Origin of the sequence: Bacillus sp. FJAT-28004 (assembly GCF_001280845.1) — a bacterium.
Lineage (GTDB): Bacteria > Bacillota > Bacilli > Paenibacillales > Paenibacillaceae > Pristimantibacillus.
Genome location: NZ_LGHP01000001.1, coordinates 4,111,314 through 4,127,950, shown reverse-complemented (window position 1 = coordinate 4,127,950; position 16,637 = coordinate 4,111,314). Strand labels below are relative to the sequence as shown.

The window sequence follows — 16,637 nt, the reverse complement described above, 5'->3', positions numbered from 1 at the left end:
TCAGTATGACTTAATAAAATGCAAACTTAAATCAAACCTTGTAGACGAATAATCGCCTGCGCGCGATCGACGACTTCTAGTTTTCCATAGAGGTTGCTGATGTAGTTGCGTGCTGTACCTTCAGCTATGAACAGTGCATCGGCAATTTCGCGGTTGTTCAGTCCACGAATAATGAGCTGTGCCAACTTTTTCTCACGATCTGTCAGCTGGATGTTATCCAGACTCGATTTTTGCCATTGTTCATGATCTACCGTGAACCTATTCATCCTCTCTGCCAGTTTGGCTGCAACTGCGGCCGGCAGAATATACTGACCAGTCATCGTATCACGAATCGCGGTGATCATTTTATCGATGTCCATGTCTTTCAGCATATATCCGCTTGCCCCATGCGCCATCCCTTCTACAATATAATCCGCGTCTATGAAGGTCGTTAAAAACAAAATGAAAATGTTGGGCGAGCTCTGCTTGATTCGTTTTAAAGCGGTGATTCCATCCATAATCGGCATTTGAATGTCCAGCAGCATAAGATCGGGGTGAAGCGTTTCTGCCATCACACAAGCCTCTTCCCCATTCTTAGCTACGCCAATAATTTCGAAATCATCTTCCAAATCCAATATGGTTCGGAGCCCTTCCCGTGTCAGCATTTGATCATCGGCAATTACAATCGTTATCTTTTTCATTCCCTATCTCCATTCAATCGCACCTTATATGGTAAATCGATTTTTAACAGACATCCTTGATTTGGCCATGATTCAACAGAAAGACTGCCGCCCAGTTGTTCAACTCGCTCTTTCATCGCTTTTAATCCAAATCCTAACGTGATCTCAGGGGCACCGGTTCCGCAATCCTCGAGCCTGAACTGCAAATAGGTTCCGACTGATTGCAGACTAAAGCGGAACTCCTTGCTCCCGCCATGTCGGATGCCATTAGTTAAGCCTTCTTGGAGCGCATGATAGATCGCCTTCTTATGAGCTGTCGACAGCTTAGGCAATTGATGAATAGCTGAATGAACGTCGACTTCCATATTGCGCTCTGTATCTCGAATGAGCTGATTCAGCATTTGTCCGAGATCGGCGAACTTGTCCTCCTTCAACATATGGACGGATCCGCGGATTTCATTCAGGCTATGCCTTGCCAGATCCTGTGCTTCTTTCAACCGCTGCATGCCGCCCTCCATATCCTTAAGCAGCAGCCGTTTTCCAGCTTCAATCTGAAGGATTGTCGATGTAAGCGAATGCCCGACAATATCATGAATATCATGGGCGATACGGTTCCGTTCCTCATAAACAGAAGCTTCGGCCAGAGCAGCGGATGTCTCGCGCATGGATCGCTCAAGACTGCGAGTTCTCTCTACGACTTGAGCCTCTAGATTATTTTTAAGATACTGAATCCCCGAATAAAGCTTGGCGTTTTCTATAGAAATAGCGCATTGGGAGCCAAGCAGCTTGAGCACATCCAGCCGCTGAGGCGTAAATACGCTGGTCGATAACCTGTTCTCCATATAGAGCAAACAAATCAACTTGTTCTGATGCATGATAGGGAGACAAAGCACCGACTTCAACCCATTATTTTTGACATACGGATTTCGTACGAACATCCCTTCATGGGCTGCATCATGCAGCACGACTTCCTCTTTCGTCCTTGCTGCATATCCAATAATAGCCGCTGAAGCGATCTCCGATTCTGCTTCTAAGGGAACGGTTTCGATGTGTTGCTCATCCGCCGTTCCATAAGCCTCAACAACCCAATTGTCTTCATGACCAAAAATAAGTACACCGTATTCCGCTCCCGCATTATGAAGCATGATGCGCATCAGTGTGTCGAGCAACCGATTCATCTCCATTTCGCCCGATAAAGCTTGTGCGGACATGACTGCAGAGAGATAATCAACACTCTCGAGGCCCGACTCTCGCCTGATGTGGAGGAGATGTCCATATTTTTGTTCCAGGACAGCCGCCTTCGCCGTCGCCCCCCACTCGAGATAAGCTTCATACGCTTCCGTCATATAGATTTTCGCAAGCTGCTGTTTACCATGACGAAGCGCAAATTTAGCAAGGCATTCCGCAGCTATTCCAACATCGTGTATATATCCGTACGCACGCGCTGCCTCAATCGACTGTTCGAATAACTCCTCTGCTTGGCGGTTTTTTCGTGTAATCCGTGCCACTTCAGCTTTAATGAGCAAATATTTATGTTTATAATTTTCTGGGCAACGCGCAGCGAGCACTTTCATTCTTTTCAGGTGCTTCCTTATCGTAGTCAAAAATACTTTTTGTTCCTGTATGGAAGCATCCTCATAAAGCTGTGCCAAAACTAACGATTCATACAAATATTGAACGGTGCTCTCATATTTATCTTGACGTGCATTAATGATCGCAGCAGCTCTCTTCAAAGCCTCATTTGCTTCTTGATACTGACCGAAAATATAGCCAGGTAGATACTGAAGAGTGCAAACAAGTTCTTGAATCGTATTAAACTGATCTCCATGTACCGATCCGGCAAAATCCTCGCTATAAATATCCGTTTCCTCAAATGGGTCATTCGGTGCGCGATAACCTGTTAAACGGACGAGGAGATCAACCAGCACAACGGCTTGCTTCCAATGAAGACTATTATTGTGCCGTAAAAAATCCCCTGAATGAGCAATTAATCGATTATAAATATCCCCAAGCGGATGACCATATTGCAGAAGAATTGCACAATTGATTAATACACTTTGATTGCTGTGCCACAGATCTCCCGATTCCAGACCTACTTTCCCAGCATGCTCGGTAAAAGTCTTCAGCATCATCGGATCAAATTGGCGCCAGCTATCGTTACACAATGTGAATGAAGTAAGTGTCTTAACATGCAGTATTGGGTACGGCTTCGATAATTCGCATGCAAGCATACCCCACTCAAATGCCTCTTTATAATGACGAAAATGAAAATTCAGGAACATGGCATAACCTACAAAACCTATTGAAGACTCCGGAGTCATGCCGTAATCAAGAGTCATTTCGATCATTGTAAACGTAGTAGCGAGCCAGCCTTTCTTATTGACAAAAAAGCTGGCATTGCTCGTATAGACCATTGCGGTCATAGCCGCTTTCCGTACTTCATCTGTCATAAGCGGCAGTTGCTGTAGAGATTCAATCGGATGCTTCTTTAATTTTCGACTGAGCTTTAACCACTGTAAAGTCAGTTCAAATGTGCTTGGTTCAAAATGATGACGGATGTTCAATAATTCCAACGTTTGATGGCCTAAAGAAATGACCTCGCCATAATTATCATTCGTTGCCTCCAATTGAATCTTCATCGTGCAAACAAGTGCTTTATCTAAATTTGTCTCCGCTCTGCTGATCAACAGGTTAAATAAATCATTCGCTTTCGCAAAATGACCGCATAAATATTCCGCCTCTGCCCGTTCTCGGAAGGATCGGAAGGCTAATGAGTAGCTATGCTTCCAACTATCTTCTTCGATTAGGGCCGTAGCATGACGCAAATAACCTAATGATGTCTCATACGCGGTCGATTGTTTGGCCTTTAAGGCCGCCTGTAAGTTCAGCTCGGCCAATTCCAGTTTCTGTTCCGGACGTTCTATCTGATTCCGCGCCTGATTGAAATGATTGACTACTTCGAAAATATTCGTATCTTCGCCGAGTTTCATACGGTCCGCAAGCAGTGAACCAATACTCCAATGCAGCTTCGGAAGTTCATCCTCAGAAACAAGATGATAGGCAGCCTGCTGGATGCGGTCATGCTGAAATTGATGTGTATTACCATTCCCGAACTTAACAGGCTGTAATAATTGTTCACGCTCAGCATTTCCCAGCACTTCTTCCAGCTCCTGAAGGGGAAGATTCGTAATGGCGACGAGCGTATCTACATCGAAGCTTGTGCCCAGAACAGCTGCCCTACCAAGCACGTAAACCGTTTGATCCGAGAAAAGCTTCATTTTGTCCGATATATAATCAGCTGAATTATTGGGAACGTTCCTCTCCGCAATATGCTGCAAACTCCATTGCCAGCGCCTGCTCGATTCATCGAAAATCACTTGTTTATCATCAACCAGATCCTGAAGGAATTGCTTGAGAAAAAAAGGATTGCCTTCTGTCTTATGCAGCAATAAGTATGCCAGCTCATTGGTTTCAGCAGCCTCGTAACCCATGGTGTCGCTTAGAAGGCTACTCAAATCAATGGCCTCAAGAGCCTTTAAATGGATACGATTGCTCCTTGTGTTTTGCTCTTCAAGATGTTTCTCCAAACGGCTCAGCGGATGCAGCGGGGTAATCTCTCCGTCCCGATAAGCCAAGATGACGAGCAGATGATTCGTATCCCTATCCTCTAGAAGATAGGCCAGATATTGAAGCGACTCTTCATCCGCATATTGAAGATCATCAAAAAACAAAACCAAAGGGCAATCCCTTTGAAGAAACAGCTTAATAAAGCGGCTCAGAATAAGGTGAAAACGGCGCTGTGCTTCCACTGGCGGCAATGGCTGTATGGATGGCTGCTCACCAATCAGCAGCTCCAGCTTTGGAACCAATTCAATCAACAGCTGTCCATAACCATTCAACGCGTCTACAATACGCAGCTTCCAAACCTCCGCCTGCAGCTTGCTCTCCATGAGCATAAGACTAACCAGTTCATCAATGGCTTGAATCCATACATCGTATGGCCGTGCAGCTTGTTGTGGATTAAATTTGCCCGTAACAAAATAAACTTCGAGCGGCATCGATTTCCTTAGCGTTTCATTCACGAAGGACGTTTTCCCTATTCCCTCGTTGCCACTAACCCAGATGACCTCCGCAGCGCTATACGACGCTCGCTGCAGCGCTTCTTGCAAGCTCTGCTGCTCCGAAATCCTGCCGTAATAATGGCTTGGAATCCTCCAGCGATCAGGAATATCACTGCTTGCCAGCGCAAAGACTCCTACTTCTCCCGTAGCCTGAAATCGTTTCAGACACTCCTCCAAATCCGACTTAATCCCGAATGCACTAGCATACCTCGCATCAGGCATCTTCTCCATGCATTTGCTCACTATAGCGGAGACCATCTCGGGTATAGAGGGATATCGCTTATGTAGAGGCTCAGGCGTGCTGGCAAGATGTCGATAAATGACGTCCCATACATCCTGAGACTCAAAAGGCAAGCTCCCCGACATCCATTCGTATAAGGTGACGCCGAGCGAATAAAAATCAGAGCGGTAATCGGGTGTCATTCCCGTTCTGCCCGTCTGTTCCGGAGAGATATAAGGCAGAATAAAGTCCGGTCTACCTGTTGTTAACGGCAGCAGGCTCTTGTTCAAATCGGTTGAACACATTCGAATATCGATAAATTTCACTTCATATGTATCGGGATTAGCGATGAGATGAAAGGGGCTAATTTCATTAAGTATTATTTTCTCACGATGTATTTGCATCAGACTATCAGCAGCAGCTGCTGCAATACCCAGTAGTGTCGCGTGCATAAAAGGTTTATCGCGCGTGCGCAATACCTGATCAAGTGTACTTCCACCGATATCCTGTAAAAACAGAACAGGTCTATCCGCTAAAATTATCAGACCGTATGCTTCTAACGTTCCTCGTCCGCCGAGTTTCATAAGCAAATCATACTCGTGCTGAAACGCAGCAACCACGTTCGGTCCAGGATATACGTCGCATGTCGTCTTAGCGATAACCTGTAAGTTATCCACTTGTCGAATCATTCTATATAGCTTTATATCATCGTAACTACCTATTTCATCGATCATTTGATAACCTGATATCTCAATCATGAAGCCGCACTCCCCAGTTGCATAGATATGGAAAGAATTCATTATATAAATATAGGTAATCAATTAAAGGAAGCCCAAAAGTTAATTAAGATTATTATATCATTGGGGCTTGTTTCATGAATACCGCGTCATTGAATAACCCTGTAAATGAAAATTCATGTAACATTCTGAGCAAATTACCGTCTAAGACAATGTAGGCAAGTACGAGAAACTAAAGAACATCATAAATAATATAGGAGGAATGACAAAATGAGAAAGATGCACAAAGTGTTAGCAACAACAGTTCTTCTAGCGATGACAGCTGTACCAATCGCAGCAAGTGCGCAGAATATTCCACCATTACCGATTCACAACGGACAAGGATCCGTTCTCAATGACGTGAAGCTTGTCCCTGGTACAATGGGTCAAATTACAGATTTCGTGAATGATAAAACAGGTACATTCATTACCGTAACTGGTCGTGGAATTGCTGCGACAGATCAAAGTGAAATTATTTTGGCCATCACCAAGGATACTAAAATAATTGATGCCAAAGGGAACAAGGTGCTGTTAAAAACCATTATCGATGAGAAAAAGGTGGTTAAAGCATTCTACAATCCAAACATTACGAAGAGCCTTCCTGCCCGCGGAACTGCAATGACACTAGTTGTTAGAGATCAGAGCTTTACCGGGATTAATGGTACGGTCTCCGAAGTGAGAGAAGACAGTATCGTTGTAAAAGGTACGGACATCTACAATGCAAACGAGGAAACGATCGTATTGAGCTTTGCTAACAAAGCTCAGATCTTAGACCAAGATGGCAAAGCCATCGAAGCAAGTGCGATCAAACAAGGTATGAGCGTCAAAGCTTTCTACGGTCCTGCTGTTACCATGAGCCTTCCGCCTCAAGCGACAACGAATTATGTCTTGGTGGACACGAATTCTGAAGAGACGGTTAAAGAAGATGCTCCTGGCACAGACGGTATTATTACCAATGTAGAAGAGAACAAAATCACCGTGATCGGGAACCCGATGGAAAAAGGCGGAGTGGATTATGTCATTCTAACTGTGGATGAGAACACTCAAATCGTCAACCAAGACGGTAACCCATTAAAGCTGGATGCATTGAAAGCTGATATTCGTGTTGACGCCTATTACGGTGCAATGATGACGAAGATCTACCCGGCTCAAACGCATGCGGAGAAAATCGTCGTTAAAGCAACGGAAACCAATAAAGTTGAAGGTACTATCGTTGCATCGGATCGTACATCAGAGGGCCAAGTGTATGTCGATGTTGCTTCTGATAAATCCGTTAACAACGATGTGATCCTGAACATCTCGGAAGATACCAAAGTGATCCCACAGATTGGCGGAGGGAATGAATTGAAAGCCGGCACGAAAATTGTCGCTTACCATTCCTCAATCATGACCGATTCATTGCCAGGCATCACGAATGCTGAAATTGTTATTGTAACTTCAGATGACAATGCAGCAGCGTCTAAATAATAGTTGTTTCATTGCAATTTGAATAACCTCAACCAGTCGGTCTCTCTTGGGATCGGCTGGTTTTTTATTTCTAAAGGCAATCATAGCCCCATGTTGATATAGCGGCACTCTTCACGCATCTGTCTGAGGATACGTTCCTCCCCCCCACGGAATTCACCGTTTCCTTCTTTCAGTCAGGTCCTTTCGGATTTTCTGCTTTCACCACTCATCCTGAACGCCTTGATGTACAAATGCCTATTTCATGTTCAGCCCTTCCGCAGGCTGTTGCAACAGCTTTGCGTACTATGGCTTCTATACCATTCGGGACTTGAACCCTAGAGATAGCGCCCATGCTGGGCGTACTAAAAAAACAGACCATCCAATGGAGGGTCTGTTTGTTCAAGTCACTTGAAAATTCGTTTTCTATGATTGCCCCCGATTTTATACCAATAATGCATATTTTCATCTTTGAATAGTCGGATGCCTAGCAACCGAAAAGGCGTCCAAATCTCTCGAAACATGATATACTCAGCCATTGTTTTCACCTCAAAAATAATTCATATTATCTATTTATCTCGAGCATCTCTGCCTTTTCATGATTCTAATTACCTATAAATATTATAATCCAATTTCTTCCTTCAACATAGTGAGAGTTGTCATATTTTTGTCATATGACAACATTCTGGTAAAAACGTGCATAAAAAAAATCCACAACCTTAGTGGTTGAGGATTTGTATGATAGACATAAAGATAACTTTTCGTTCACTTAGTAGGTTATACGTGTATTACAATTCCAAAATATTTACGTAATGCTTCCGCATATTCCGCTTGCGTATTGGGTGTAAATGCCTGAACGCCCTCTGCCGTAAATATACGAAACTCTTCGCCTGCTATCGTATTTCTTCCCTTATCTGTCCGAATGGCTGCCATCGGCGTGCTAACAAATATCGAACCTTGTGCATTCTCACACCAGTAGGACGTCATAATGAAATCTTGAGGCAACTGCGGTTCCTCCGTAAAGGTATAGAGACGGCTCCATTCCCCCTTCTTCCTCTCTAGCAGCACCCAACCAAAAAAGGAATCCCGCTCTAGCTGATAAGCTTCATCCATTTGCTCGTGAACGATATTTTCAGACAAAAGGATCGGGCTTTGGGGTGCAATACCGCCTACTCCTACATCACATAGATACGGCTTCCCTTCAGCTTGTACCTGTAAAATATGATGCCTGCGTTTAGGTGGTGTCTGGGTTTCATCACGCCAGAACCGAGCAAAATAATTCGTTACGGTAAAGCCGAGCTCCGTTAACAACCAACCAAATAGAGCATTCAACTCGAAACAGTAGCCCCCGCGACGCCTTGTAACCATTTTATCGAATAAGTAGGGAATTTCCAAAGAAAGCGGTACCCGATTTATAATATCTAAGTTTTCGTAGGGTATAGTATGTACATGGCAGTTTTGGAGTGCCGTGAGCGTTGCCACACTATTGTCGATTGGGCCGTTGTAACTAATCCGTTCAAGGTACGCCACTACTTCAGGCTTCAATTGTTTACGGTCGACTATCATTTTACCTACCCCTCGCTACTCATAGACTTGTTATTCATTTCATCATATCTTCCTTCATCGACTAATAGCAAGACAAGCGTTACAATGAAAGAAAATCTGTCAGAATATTGTGTTTAAGATAAACCATTTAAGGGAGGCTATTATTTTGGGGACAAAAGATAACTTTACGGGCAAGGCTGCGATTTATTCTGAATATCGTTCGAATTATCCAATGGCATATATCAACTATCTTATTCAGAGCAATAAGTTATCATCCAATCATACTGTAGCAGATATTGGTTCCGGCACCGGAATACTAACCAAGCAGCTTCTGGATACGGATTTAAAAGTAATGGCAATCGAGCCTAATGATGATATGAGAACAACTGCTGAAAAAGAATTAAATCATTATTCTAAGTTTACTTCATTAAATGCTGCTGCTGAGCATACACAGCTCCCAGACAAAAGTATTGATTTAATTACTGTTGCCCAGGCCTTTCATTGGTTTGACAAAGAGCAGTTCCAATTAGAGTGCCAAAGAATATTGAAACAGGATGCTAACGTTGCATTAGTGTGGAATAGTAGAGATTCTTCAAGTGAGCTAGTGATTGAAAATGCAGCAATATGCAGGAAGTATTGCCCTTCATTTAAAGGATTCAGTGGTGGTATCGAGGAAACGCCAGAAATGTATCAGCAGTTTTTCCGAAATGGTGAATATGAATACAAAGTATTTGAGTACCATTTAGAGTTTGATTTAAACCATTTTATTGGACGTAATTTATCAGCCTCCTATGCTCTGAAACAAACCGACGAGCATTATACGGCGTTTATTCATTCTCTTTCCGAGCTGTATGCTAAATATAGCAAAAACGATGTGCTAATTATGCCGAATTTAACACGCAGTTATATGGGTAATGTTTAATTCGGATAATAAAGGAGACGTATACTTATGGCCGATTTGGCAGCTAACATGGAAATAGGAATTAGTACCTTTTTGGAAACGACACCGGACCCGGTGACAGGAGCGGTCATCAGCCATGCCGAACGACTGCGCAACGCGGTTGAAGAGATCGTGCTCGCAGATCAAGTCGGACTAGATGTTTACGGTATCGGGGAGCATCATCGTGCCGATTACGCAGGTACCACGCCCGCGGTTGTATTAGCAGCAGCGGCTGCTATGACCAAAAACATTAGACTCACGAGTGCGGTTACCGTGCTGTCCTCAGATGATCCGGTTCGTGTATTTCAAGCGTTCTCCACCCTCGACGGAATCTCTAACGGCAGAGCCGAAATTATGGCTGGCCGGGGATCGTTTATTGAGTCCTTTCCGCTATTTGGGTATAGCCTAGAGGATTATGATGAATTGTTCGAAGAGAAGCTGGAGCTGCTCCTAGCAATCAGATCCTCGGAGAAGGTTAATTGGCGCGGTGGTCATCGTCCTGCTATTCATAATCTTCCTGTATATCCTCGTCCAGTCCAGAACCCGCTTCCGGTTTGGATCGCAAGCGGCGGAAACGCACAATCAGCTATTCGGGCAGGCATGCTAGGCCTTCCCATCGCCTTCGCTATTATCGGCGGGATGCCTGAGAGTTTTGCTCCGCTGGTCGCCCTTTATAAAGAGGCGGCTGCAAAGGCTGGACACGATCCCAACAAGCTGCAGATTGCGACGCATTCACATGGTTTTGTGGGAGAAACAACCGAGCAGGCAGCCGATTTGTTTTTCCCTCCAACTGCGGCCCAAATGAATGTCATTGGACGTGAGCGGGGCTGGGGACAGCAATACAGCCGCGCAACCTATGATTCCGCCCGCAGCCTTCAAGGCGCTCTTTATGTAGGTGATCCTGAATACGTTGCGGAAAAGATTATTTTGCTGCGCAAAAATTTAGGGGTTACTCGTTTCTTCCTCCATGTGAATGTCGGCACGATGCCGCACCGTGAAGTAATGCGGGCCATTGAGCTGCTCGGCACCAAGGTAGCGCCAATCGTACGCAAGGAGCTTGCACGAAGCGAAGGAAAGCAATAAGCAAAGTGGCTGAGCTCCTCAACCTTGAGGAGCTTTTCTTTTAGATTATTCCCTTTAATCGTGCAAGTTCCACTGCATCTTCACGATTTTTTACATCAAGCTTCGAATATAGCGTTGAACAATAATTGCGCACCGTACCCTCCGTTAAAAATAGCTTCGATGCAATTGCCTTGTAGCGCATTCCATTTGCAAGTTCCTCTAATAACTGCTTATCTCGTTTTGTAAGCCCGTACGGATCATTGGGGCCGATCTTCTCTAATGCCTCACGTTGGCGTTTCATCTCTTCAAATACTCTGGCAGCTATCGACTGATCGATCCATGTTCCTCCGTTATAAATGAGCTTTATGATTTCAATAATCTCTCTCGGATGTATGGACTTTAACAAGTATCCATCTGCGCCCTGTTCCAGCGCGCGTGCTGCCTGCATGGGGTCCTCAAATGTTGTCATGAGAACAACCTTCATGTCAGGCCATTGTCTCTTCATTTCTATCAAGGTTTGAAGTCCGTCCATTCGATGCATACGAACATCCATTAGTACGATATCGGGTTTGGATCGTTCACAATGTTGTAATGCTTCATATCCATCACTAGCCGTGCCAACAACAGTAACGTTAACATGCTGTGCAAAAATATGCTTTAAACTATCTGCAATTATAGCCTGATCATCAACAATCAACAGACGGATGGATGCCTCTACAAGCTCTGCTTGCAATGGAATCGTACATATAACAATCGTACCTTGTTTGTTCTGAGAATGAACAGACAACGTACCGCGTAATATTGCCAATCGTTCCTTCATGCCATTGAGACCAAATCCATACAGGTCTGAATCCATTCCGATACCGTTGTCTTCTACTTGTAACCGAAGCTGTTGATTATCAATGTGCAGATTAACAAATATGGTGTTCGCATGTCCGTGACGAACTGCATTAGTTAGTGACTCCTGTAGGCAACGATATATACAATGATTCATTTCCCGTAAAATAGGCATCTCATTACCGATCACTCGGAAGTTAACGATTATACCTGTTGATTTCGTGAATTCTTGCGTTAATTGCAGTAGCGATTCACTGAGAGAATGATTGAATGGGGTATCTGAAAGCTGATGTAGATGCCTTCGGATATCGTCTAGACTACGTTGTCCAATGGAGACGATGGTATCAATTCGTTCAAGCTGTGAAGTGTGTATGAATGATCGGAGCGACTCAACGCCAACAATCAGAGAAGTTAAAGAATGTCCAATAGTGTCATGCAATTCATGTGATAGTCGGTTTCGTTCCTCTATGAGTGTAAGCTCTTCGATCTGTTTAATATGCTGCTCCAGTAATTGTTTCTGTTCTTGGATAATCACGGATTGCTTTTGTGCTTGAATTAATACACTAAATGCGAAACCGAAGGTAAAACAGAAGCTATAACTAACGACAATTTCGTATGGAAGTTGATTAGCGATCCAACCATTCAAAGCAGGGAGAATGAAACCACTTGAAATACCTGCCCATACATACGTTTTACGACTGCTTGCTAAGCCAATAATAAACACGAGTATAGCACAAGACCACAGTAACTCTGGGGCCGCAGCAGCTATGTACAAATAGAAGAAACTGGTCGACATGACTTCAACAGCAAGATAACTGTTTTCTCTCTTATATTGGACAATGAGTGGAATAAAATAAACCAATATTGCAAAGATGACTATGACCGAAAATGATGAAAAAAACTGCGATTGTTGGAGTGCACAAGAAATTACGATAATGATTAGCCATATCGATCGCATCGCAAAAGTCATCCAATTATACCAGAACCAATTTTTTATGATGGATAACAATGCTCCAATACACCTACCTGTTTGATATTTTTATATAGGGTTTACAAGACCAGTTTATCATGCACTATTTATTCCCCAGTGGTCAAGTGCACTGTCACATGCGTTAGATGACTATTTATCATCTCATATATGTGATAGGTCTGGATACGATGTCATCCAGTATTGGTGCGGTTTCGTCACTATCTCAATTAACATCGGGGGGACTATAGTAAGGGGGCTAGACAACAACCAATAAAGGAGAGATTTGAAATGAAATTGATTAACAAGAAAACCGGATGGGCACTTACTGCAACAGCTTTATTAGTGGGGGCACTTACACTGCCTACATATGGTTCTGTACAAGCGAGTCAGACATCAGCCAAACCTACAATGAATAAGGTGGCTGAATCATCGAAACCATCTAATCGCAATGTCATTAAACAACATATTGATGAATCGGTGAAAAGCAAGTATATTCCTGGCATAGTGGCAGCTGGATTGCAGAATGGGAAGAAATGGACTTACGCTTCAGGTAAAGCCAGTTTAGAAGATTCAATTCCAATGGAGTCACACTTTTCGTTCCGCGTTGGAAGTGTCGCAAAGACATTTGTAGCTGTTGTTGTATTACAACTCGTTGAGGAAAACAAGATAAGCCTAGATGACTCTGTAGAGAAATGGCTTCCAGGTGTCGTTCAGGGTAATGGATATGATGGAAATAAAATTCTGATTCGTCATTTATTGAATCATAGAAGCGGAATTGCAAGTTATACGGATAATGACTTGCGAGACATTGTTATACCGCAAAATCCATTCCGTTATTATGCAACTCAAGAACTTGTAGACATGGGTTTGGCCAAAAAACCGATATTTGAACCAGGAACGGATTTTCACTATTCTAATACAAACACGGTGTTAGTTGGTCTCATTATAGAGAAGATTACAGGAGAAACTTATGCAGAGCAGATCAAATCAAGGATCATCGAACCACTTCATCTGACAGGAACATCTTTACGAGGAAGTAATCCACTTATTCCGGGGGAGCATGCTAGAGGTTATAACTTGGATAGATCGCTAAAGTTATATGATTTAACTGATATGAATCCTTCTTGGGCAAATGCAGCGGGGGACATGGTCTCAACTGCAAAAGATTTGACTACATTTATGAGTGCGCTATTAGGTGGGGAACTATTGGATGATGAGATGATGAAACAAATGCTCACTGCTCATGATTCACCTTTTGGTGGTTATGGACTAGGGATTATTAAGAAGAAGTTGTCAGATGGGGGGCACTATTGGGCAGCGGGTGGTGGTATTCATGGGTATTCAACGCTAGCAGGAGGTCCTTTGGGCGGGAAGCATATTATGGTTCTTAACACGAATGCCGTAGGGCCAGAAGTTGACCCTAACCATGATCGAATCTTTGATAAAGAGTTTACTGCTAAATAATATATAGCTCCTGATTGCTTCTGTTAAGTTTTTTTACCTTCTAATTAAAAGCAGCAGCCCCCTGACACTTGTTGTCATGGGGGCTGCTTATTAATGGAGCAAATTCCTCTCAATCTACAAACGGGCTAACCGTAATGCTTTCAATACTAACTTCACCATTGCCGCCTGTAAGTCTAATCATATTATCATCACCAGGCTCCAACTTAACTGTAATGCTAGCACATCCGCTATAGTTCAGCAGACTGCCAGTCGACAGCGCATTGAGCAATGAGTAGTCATGACTATTAACTGTCAGGTTGAGTTTGGCTAGACGCTCTGCCGTTGCATAGCGAATATGGATGGCCGCTCTTCCGCCCTTTTCTCCGTCAATATGTTGAAACTCACAGTAAGAACCTGCGGACTGCAAATGATTGATGACAACTTCCCCTTGCTCGTTTGATTCAACAGCTGCTCCTCCGCCCACACTGCATGTCTCGGCTGAATATGTTTTCTGATTCGGATGAGGGGCAGGCGCTTCCCCTACGGATTGAACGCCTTCCTTGGTCTGAACGACGGTCTGAATCGTTCCGTCTTCATTAAAATACAAATAATCAATGCACATGCTTCTTAAATTGCCTTGACCCGAAATCTCTTGGTTGTGATAAAACAAATACCACTGCCCCTTAAACTCTGCCACGGAACCGTGGGTAGTCGAGCAGCCCGTCGGCTCCAGAAAGATTCCTCTATATGTCCATGGACCAAGCGGATGTTTGCTGGTAGCATATCTCATGCGGTTATTTCCTTCTAGATTGTCGGCATAGGTCAGATAGTAGAGGTCAGCTCTTTTAAAAACCCAAGCCGCTTCATGAAAATCCTCCAGTCCTTCCATTTCGCGCATCTCGCCTTTAATGGACATCATATCGTCGTTCAGCTCGCCGCCCTCGCATCTGCTTCCCCCGCCATAATACATATAAGCGCGCCCATCATCGTCAACTAACACGCACGGATCAATGAGAGCAAATCCACCAAGCCCCGGAATAAAACCCTGATCCTTAAAGTCGCTTGCAGGTTTTTGACTAGTTGCAACTCCGATTTTCCATGAGTCATTCCAATTTGATCCGCTAGGATGCGGGTAATAGAAATAGTAGGTTCCGTTTTTATAGGCGCAGTCGGGCGCCCACATGAAACCTCCTTCTGGTCTACCCCATGCTACATCGTCCGAGCGGAGGATTTCTCCCTCATCCATCCAGTTGACCATATCCTCAGAGGAGTATACATGATATCGGTCCATCAGATCACAGCCTCTGGCCGGATCCATATCGTGAGATGCATAAATAAAAACCTTGCCGTCCTCCCAAACATGAGCAGATGGATCAGCTGTGTATATCGTTGTAATTATGGGATTCTTTGATGTTACCTTTATACGCTCTACCGGAATACCTTCATTTCGTATCATGTTCCTATATTCCTCGCTTCCCAGCCCATATTTTATAATCTATGCTGCTTAACCAAATGATTAGCTTACTCCAGCATAACCCGACTAACCTATGTGCCACCATGAGACGATATTAAACAATCTAGTCGATTTGGATTCAATAACTATATTCCGATGCGGATCTCAGACGGTCGTATACTTCCCTCGGCAGCTTATTCCCTCCAGCTTCAAAAGCGAGCCACACCGCTCCAACGACGGGCTCAATCTCGAGCTTCACTAACGATGCACCTGGGGCGCAGCTTTTGACAGCCTGTTCGATGTAGGGATGAATAAAACGCGCTTCTCCACGGGTAAGAACGCTGCCAGCAAGTACAACATCGAACTTGTCCGCCTCCATGTCCAGACGCTTAATGATAGCCTGCGCCGACTTGCCCAGCTCTTCCCCTTGTACACGCAAAATATGTAATGCAACCTCGTCTCCTTGTGCCGCTGCTTGGAATAGCAGCTTTACTGTTCTAAGTGGAGGGGTCTTATCGTGATTCAAATAATCATTGAACATGCTCTGCACACTGTCATAACCTTGATCCTGCAGCAGGAGGTTCGTCAATAAGGTCGGCCGCTCACGTCCATCCCATGCACGGATTACAGAGCGGAAGGCTTCAATGCCTAAGTCACTGCCACCGCCAAAATCTCCGAAAACATAGGAGAAACCTCCGCACTGATAAAACTCATGCCGACAATTAACTCCCGCGCTGTTTGTTCCGGCACCGCATATCAATACGACCCCATGTGGTTGATCCGTTCCCGCCCGAAGGGCTATCGCTGTATCACAATTTACTTCATACTTGGAAAATCCCAGTTCAGCGATCATCGGTCTCAATATTTGATAATCGGCTTCCCTGTCAGCACCGGCTAATCCAAAATATGCGAACTGAATGTCACTGCGCTCCATATTTGCTTCGCTTAATGCCATCTCAACCGATTCACATATATTGCGTTTGGCTGTCTCATAATCGATTTGATGATTTCCGTTCCCACTATTCCCTTTTCCTACGACTCTGCCGTACTCGTCTGTAATTAGCGTATTAGTCTTGCTGCCGCCACCATCTACACCTAAGTAATATTTCAACAGATTCACTCCCTTGATTACATGTTTGTCACTGCCTCAAAAAAAGAGGGGAGCAGC

At 44.1% G+C, this 16,637-nt stretch carries 10 protein-coding genes; 4 read left to right on the top strand and 6 right to left on the bottom strand.

The window, feature by feature from the left end; genetic code table 11:
* Positions 1 to 26: 26 nt before the first annotated feature.
* Together AC787_RS17980 and AC787_RS17975 are read right to left on the bottom strand one after the other, a co-directional pair.
* On the bottom strand, positions 27 to 680 hold the full coding sequence (locus AC787_RS17980; protein ID WP_054026038.1) for a response regulator: 654 nt from the start codon (positions 678 to 680) through the stop codon (positions 27 to 29).
* Positions 677 to 5,758, bottom strand: a complete 5,082-nt coding sequence (locus AC787_RS17975) for an AAA family ATPase (RefSeq protein ID WP_054026037.1) — start codon at positions 5,756 to 5,758, stop codon at positions 677 to 679. Before AC787_RS17975 ends, AC787_RS17980 begins: the two co-directional genes overlap by 4 nt.
* 249 nt (positions 5,759 to 6,007) lie before the next feature.
* On the opposite strand from AC787_RS17975, the gene AC787_RS17970 reads away from it, so the two are divergent.
* The gene (locus AC787_RS17970; protein WP_054026036.1) at positions 6,008 to 7,243 is read left to right on the top strand and encodes a hypothetical protein; all 1,236 of its coding nucleotides are present in this window, start codon (positions 6,008 to 6,010) and stop codon (positions 7,241 to 7,243) included.
* A gap of 753 nt (positions 7,244 to 7,996) precedes the next feature.
* Here AC787_RS17970 and AC787_RS17965 read toward each other — a convergent pair.
* Positions 7,997 to 8,785 carry an arylamine N-acetyltransferase family protein gene (locus AC787_RS17965; RefSeq protein ID WP_054026035.1) on the bottom strand — a complete coding sequence of 263 codons (789 nt, stop codon included), beginning with the start codon at positions 8,783 to 8,785 and terminating at the stop codon, positions 7,997 to 7,999.
* Positions 8,786 to 8,930: 145 nt separating this feature from the next.
* On the opposite strand from AC787_RS17965, the gene AC787_RS17960 reads away from it, so the two are divergent.
* Both AC787_RS17960 and AC787_RS17955 read left to right on the top strand, forming a co-directional pair.
* Positions 8,931 to 9,686 carry a class I SAM-dependent methyltransferase gene (locus AC787_RS17960; protein ID WP_054026034.1) on the top strand — a complete coding sequence of 252 codons (756 nt, stop codon included), beginning with the start codon at positions 8,931 to 8,933 and terminating at the stop codon, positions 9,684 to 9,686.
* Positions 9,687 to 9,713: 27 nt separating this feature from the next.
* Positions 9,714 to 10,787 (top strand): LLM class flavin-dependent oxidoreductase, encoded by a 1,074-nt coding sequence (locus AC787_RS17955; RefSeq protein ID WP_054026033.1) that lies wholly within the window; start codon positions 9,714 to 9,716, stop codon positions 10,785 to 10,787.
* Positions 10,788 to 10,827: 40 nt separating this feature from the next.
* On the opposite strand, the gene AC787_RS17950 is transcribed toward AC787_RS17955, so the two are convergent.
* Complete coding sequence (locus tag AC787_RS17950; RefSeq protein WP_054026032.1) at positions 10,828 to 12,612, bottom strand: hybrid sensor histidine kinase/response regulator transcription factor; 1,785 nt, start codon at positions 12,610 to 12,612, stop codon at positions 10,828 to 10,830.
* 249 nt (positions 12,613 to 12,861) lie between these two features.
* On the opposite strand from AC787_RS17950, the gene AC787_RS17945 reads away from it, so the two are divergent.
* Positions 12,862 to 14,037 carry a serine hydrolase domain-containing protein gene (locus AC787_RS17945; protein ID WP_054026031.1) on the top strand — a complete coding sequence of 392 codons (1,176 nt, stop codon included), beginning with the start codon at positions 12,862 to 12,864 and terminating at the stop codon, positions 14,035 to 14,037.
* A gap of 109 nt (positions 14,038 to 14,146) precedes the next feature.
* Here the strand turns inward: AC787_RS17945 and AC787_RS17940 are convergent, their stop codons facing one another.
* Positions 14,147 to 15,472, bottom strand: a complete 1,326-nt coding sequence (locus AC787_RS17940; protein ID WP_063847541.1) for a family 43 glycosylhydrolase — start codon at positions 15,470 to 15,472, stop codon at positions 14,147 to 14,149.
* Positions 15,473 to 15,608: 136 nt separating this feature from the next.
* Positions 15,609 to 16,589: an N-acetylglucosamine kinase gene (locus AC787_RS17935; protein WP_321166124.1), complete on the bottom strand. Its 981-nt coding sequence runs from the start codon at positions 16,587 to 16,589 to the stop codon at positions 15,609 to 15,611.
* Positions 16,590 to 16,637: the final 48 nt, after the last annotated feature.